The following is a 4,980-nucleotide window of genomic DNA, read 5'->3' as shown; positions in this document are numbered from 1 at the left end:
GCGGGAGTCGGCTCGGTGCCGGTATTCATTTGTCCGTCCCTCCCCACGTCGTAAGGGCTTGCMGMKCWGGCGGCRMGCCGCTTCGGCCGCCTCGACGGCGGCGCGGCGCAGCCTGCCCTTGATTTCCTCGGCCGCTTCGCGCGTATAAACCAGCGTATACTCGCCGCCGAATACGGCTCCCGTATTCACGCGCCCGGCCAGCCAATCGATGTCCGGCCGCCAGCTGAGCCCTTCCTCGAGCGCATGCTCCCATGCTTCGCGCTCCGTCCCTGCAAGGCCGGCTTCGTCGGCTGCCTTGCGGAGCAAATCCCCCAGATGCCATACGGCAGCCGCCTGGATTTGGCGGTTCAGGTCATCGCGGAACGCTTCTGCGCGCCGCTGCTGCTCCGCAGCCGTCTTGGCGCCCGCGAACAGCAAGCCGGTCTTGAAGCCCGGCTTGCGGCTGTCCAGAAACTCGGCCGCGAGATCGCGCGTGGCGGCCGGCGTCAGGCTGGCGTTGTCCAGCAGCTTGACGATATCGGCCTTCAAGGAGGCTTCCAGGGCAGCCGGCCTGTTGTCCGCTTCCTCCGCCTCGGCCTCGAGGCTCGCGATCCTCTCCGCAAGCACGGCCCTTTCCTCCTCGCTGCCGGCTTCATCCTGAAGCTTCTGCCGCAGCGCCTCCTCCTCTTCGGCGGCCGAGCGCAGCGAAGCCCGGACCAAATGGCGCAGCGAGGCGTCCACGCTCCATTGCGACAGCTCCTCGCGCTCCTCCGCCAATTCCTTCAGCAGCCCTTCGAGGGAAGCGAACTCGCTGCCGGGATGCTCAGGCTCCCTCAGAGACAAGTAAAGTATGCCGGCCGGCTCCAGATGCCAGCTGCGGAAAGCCTCCTCGACGCTGTTCCGGTACTCCTCGAACGGCAGCTCCTCTTCGCGGTGCTTGTCGATCTGGTTGACGATCAGATAGAGCGGCTTGCCCCAATCCTTCAATCCCTTGGCGAACTCGAAGTTGATTTCCGACTGGACATGGTTGTAGTCCATGACGTAGAACACCGCATCGGCCAAATGCAAGGCCGACTCCGTCGCCATCCGGTGCGCATCGTCCGTCGAGTCGATGCCCGGCGTATCCAGAAGAACGGTCGAAGAGCCCAGACGGGGAATCGGATAAACGATATCGACGGAGATGAACTCCTCGCCGTTTTTGCAGTAGTCGTCCAGACGCAGCGGATCCGCCTCGAAGGTCGTCTCCTTGCCGTCTGCAAGCGCCCGGATGATCGCGCGTGCCGGCTCGCCGCTGCGGATGGACACGACATTGGCGCTCGTCGGGATCGGACTGGACGGCAGCAGCTGCTTCCCGCACAGCGCATTCACAAGCGTCGATTTTCCCGCGGAGAAGTGGCCGCAAAAAGCGACCGTAAGCAGCCCGCTCTCCAGCTTGGCGGACAGCTGCTCCGCCCGCTGCGCGTTGCCATCGTCTCCTGCGGAGTCGAATCCGGCCTGCAGGCTGGCCGCAGCCCGGGCCAATGCCGCCTCGCGGTCCGCCGCCGCGGTCCTGTTGCTCTCTTGTAGTCCGTTCATGCTTCTCTCTCCCTGTCTTCCTCTGATCGGAGCGGCCCAAGCTTCGGGCGATCTCCCTATTCGCTATCCGTTGCACAGCCGCGAAGGCAGCTCTTCTGCCCTCATAATGGAGACGAGCACCTCTGCGAGCCTAGGCCGGATACGTCAAACAGCCGCCCTTGAACGCAAGGACGGCTGCTTGTTCACTTGATTCGGAGCATCTCCCTGCTTATACCGCCGGAGCCTCGTCGTCCTCATCCGTCGGAATGCAGATTTCGAACACGTTGCCGTGCTGAAGGATCGTAATGTTGCGCTGCTTCTCGCGCATCACGACAACTTCAGGCTTCTGGCGCATGCGCTCCAGGTATTGGGCCGGCAGATCGCCGGAGCCGCTCACCGTTACGCCTTCGATGACGAGATCCTCGTTCTCTCCCGGAGGAGATTCCATGACCTGCTCGTAAATATCGGAGAACAGGCCAAAATCATTCGTGAATACGCTGATGCATTTCATCGTTTCATCATCCTTTGCTCAGGGGGTTGGAAGCGGCGGCTCGCTTGTTCGAAGCCGCTGCGGATTTCGTTGTCGTGCACGCAGCTTTCATTCGGCGCTGGCCTTCCTTGCACATGTCGAGCAGCGGGCAGATGTCGCATTTCGGCTGCTGCGCCTTGCAGTGGTACCGGCCGAAGAAGATGAACCGATGATGCGTTAGCGTCCATTCCTCCCGGGGAACTTTGCGCATCAGCTTCTTCTCGACTTCAAGGACGCTATCCTCTTGCTTGGCCAAGCCGAGACGCTTTGATACCCGTTCGACATGAGTATCGACCGCGATGGCGGGAACGCCGAATGCATTGGAGACGACGACATTGGCCGTCTTCCTCCCGACGCCGGGAAGCTCGGTCAGCTGGTCATGCTGCTCGGGAATTTCCCCTCCGTAGCGCTCCAGCACGATCCGGCACAGCTTCTGGATGTTGGCCGCCTTGTTGCGGAACAGTCCGATGCGCCGGATATCCTGCTGCAGCTCCTCCAGATCGACGGCCAGGTAATCCTCGGGCGTGCGGTATTTCTGGAACAAGTCTGCCGTCACCCGGTTCACGGTCTCGTCCGTGCACTGGGCCGACAGCAGGACGGCAATCGTCAACTCGAACGGATTGGCATGGTTCAACTCGCAATGGGCATCCGGGAACATCTCGGCCATCGTGTCCAGAATGCGCCGCATCTTATCCGAAGCCTTCATGGTCATTAACTCTCCCTAGTTGCACTATCGTTCAAAGTTTAGCGAATATCCACGCTCCATGCAACCGGAAATCACCCCTATGGACGAAAAAAAAGACCCCGCGAGGGGTCTTTTTTTCAATAATTCATCAAACCGCCATGAGCGTCATGCCTTGGCAGCCTCGAGCAGCTTGCCTTCGAACAGATACAGAACGATGCTGTCCCCGTCCTTGAGCGACTCGGCTGCAACCGGCTGGCCGCCCGCCGTAATCAGCGTGGACGACGTATATGCGAAGCGGTAATCGTTGTCGTTGACGCCCGATTTCCTCATCAGAAGCTGGCCGGCTGCGGCATCCACCTTCCAGAATGTTTTGGCCACTCCGGCATTGACCGTGACGACGACCGCACCGTCGGCATTTTTCTTCACTTCAACGCGGTCTCCTGCAGCCAGAGCCGCAGCGCTCGATCCCGCGCTTCCTCCTTTGACGATGGAGAAGCCGCTTCCGAGCGGAAGCGTCTGGCTTGAGCCGCCGTATTCCTGCAGCGTGATGGAGTCGGCAGAGGCCGCAGCGATTTTGCCGTACGTCACTTTGACGAGCGAGATGGCTGTCGGCGTGCTGCCTGCATAAGTCACGTTGACCGTCTGTCCCGACGCGAAGCCTGTGAATGCCAGAGCGCTTCCGTCCGTTCCTTTGAGGACAAGGCTGCCGGCAGCGACCGTCGTCCGGCTTCCGTCGGCTGCTTGCAGCGAGAGCGCTTTGGCTGCCGGGTCGACCGTCGTAATCTTATACTGGACATTCTGGTTCACGCGCAGCGCAGCCGCCTTGGTCTGGCTGGCGTCGAGGAGCGCCGTCACCCTCATGCCGTTCTTGATGTCGGCTACGCCGGTTCCGCTGCGGCCGTACCACTCCACTCCGAGAGAATCGAACGGAAGCGTCACCGACGAGCCGTCATCCAGCGACAGGGCAAGCGTCTTGGTGGCCGTATTCAGCAGAACGACGGAGCCGGTATATTGGTAGACGACCCGCACGAGCATCGCATCGCTGCCGGAATATCCGACTGTAACCCGTTGTCCTTGACGGAGCAGAGGCGCGGCCGTGGCGAGATTGAGCGTCGTTCCGTTCATTTCGAACTTGGTCTTGTCCGACAACTGCAAGGCGGCCAGCTTGCCGTTCGTTCCCTTGACCGTCAATGCCTTCTGATCGCTGCTGTAGCTGAGGATCTCCGCTCCCGTCAGCGTGCTGAGCGAGCGGTTCGTCACCTTGATGCTCGTCACCTTGCCTCCGGCATCGAGGGCAAGCTCAAGCTGGTCGTCCTTGTACAGATCGCCCAGTACCGGCTGCTCCACGCCCGGAATGACCAGAGTGACCGATTCGGACAAATAGTTGGACTGCAGCGAATTGCCTGCCAGCACCGTCAGGATGCCGTCGCTGATGTTGCTGAACTTTCCTTGGACGGATGCGCTTCCTGCCGTCGTCACCTTGACGGATACGAGCACGCTGTCCTTCACCGTATAGGTGACGGCATCGCCCGCCTTCAATCCGGAGAGGCCCCCTTCGAGCACTCTGCCGTCCCAGCCGATGACGGCAAGGCTGGAAGAAGCCGTCCATGTCTCGTCGGCTCCGGCGGCCGTCTTGAGGCTCAGCGCGCCGTTGCCGGCCGCAGCCACGGTTCCGGAGCCGTCCTTCGATACCGGCGCCGACTTCACGATGACTTCAAGCGCCAGCGGCTTGTCCCGGAAGGCATCCTCCTTCACCTGAACCTGGCTGTCCACCGTCAGATCGGCCAGTCCCAGCTTCGTTCCGTCCATTTTTTTGACGACCAGAGAAGAATCGTACTGGACTTCGACCGGATTGTCGCCGACCCACAGCCAGATCTTGTTCTGCGCCGCCACGACTCTCGACACGGCGCCTTCGATCGTCTTGACCTGCTGGTCCGGATCGGTCTGTTCAACGTAGAGCGCATCCATCCCTCCGCCCAAAATGCGGACATGCGTATACAGCGTCAGCTCCGAGGACGATTTGAGCGAAGCATCCGAATCGAAGCGGTAGAAGCGGGAATCCGCCGCCAGATTGAACGTTTGTAATCCTTGATCGGTATACACCGATACGCTGGCCCCGTTGATCGCCGTGAGGATGCCGCCGGTTTCGCCCGGGTAAGCGACAGGAGCGACCTGCTGCGCCCTGCTGAACAGCGTGGCCGCCTGCGCCCGGTTGACGGCTGCCGCCGGCTGG

Annotated in this window: 4 protein-coding genes; all 4 read right to left on the bottom strand. The window is 61.4% G+C overall.

Annotation, left to right across the window (positions count from 1 at the left end; genetic code table 11):
- Positions 1–1,554 (bottom strand): dynamin family protein (locus BN871_RS23645; RefSeq protein ID WP_198158096.1); only part of this gene is annotated, 1,554 nt, incomplete at its 3' end.
- 208 nt (positions 1,555–1,762) lie between these two features.
- On the bottom strand, positions 1,763–2,044 hold the full coding sequence (locus tag BN871_RS23640; protein ID WP_021879354.1) for a hypothetical protein: 282 nt from the start codon (positions 2,042–2,044) through the stop codon (positions 1,763–1,765).
- 7 nt (positions 2,045–2,051) lie between these two features.
- Positions 2,052–2,768 (bottom strand): endonuclease III, encoded by a 717-nt coding sequence (gene nth, locus BN871_RS23635; protein WP_048749349.1) that lies wholly within the window; start codon positions 2,766–2,768, stop codon positions 2,052–2,054.
- A 144-nt stretch (positions 2,769–2,912) separates the two neighbouring features.
- The coding region (locus BN871_RS28660; RefSeq protein ID WP_048749347.1) for a hypothetical protein at positions 2,913–4,980 on the bottom strand (2,068 nt) is incomplete at its 5' end.

Origin of the sequence: Paenibacillus sp. P22, assembly GCF_000469945.2 — a bacterium.
Lineage (GTDB): Bacteria > Bacillota > Bacilli > Paenibacillales > Paenibacillaceae > Paenibacillus_O > Paenibacillus_O humicus.
Note: the sequence above shows the minus strand (reverse complement) of the source record. Positions and strands in the feature narration are given on the sequence as shown.

What these genes read in the sequence shown, in the direction of transcription:
- BN871_RS23640 (WP_021879354.1), bottom strand. Translation starts at nt 2,044, where the DNA reads ATGAAATGCATCAGCGTATTCACGAATGATTTTGGCCTGTTCTCCGAT.
- nth (WP_048749349.1), bottom strand. Translation starts at nt 2,768, where the DNA reads ATGAAGGCTTCGGATAAGATGCGGCGCATTCTGGACACGATGGCCGAG.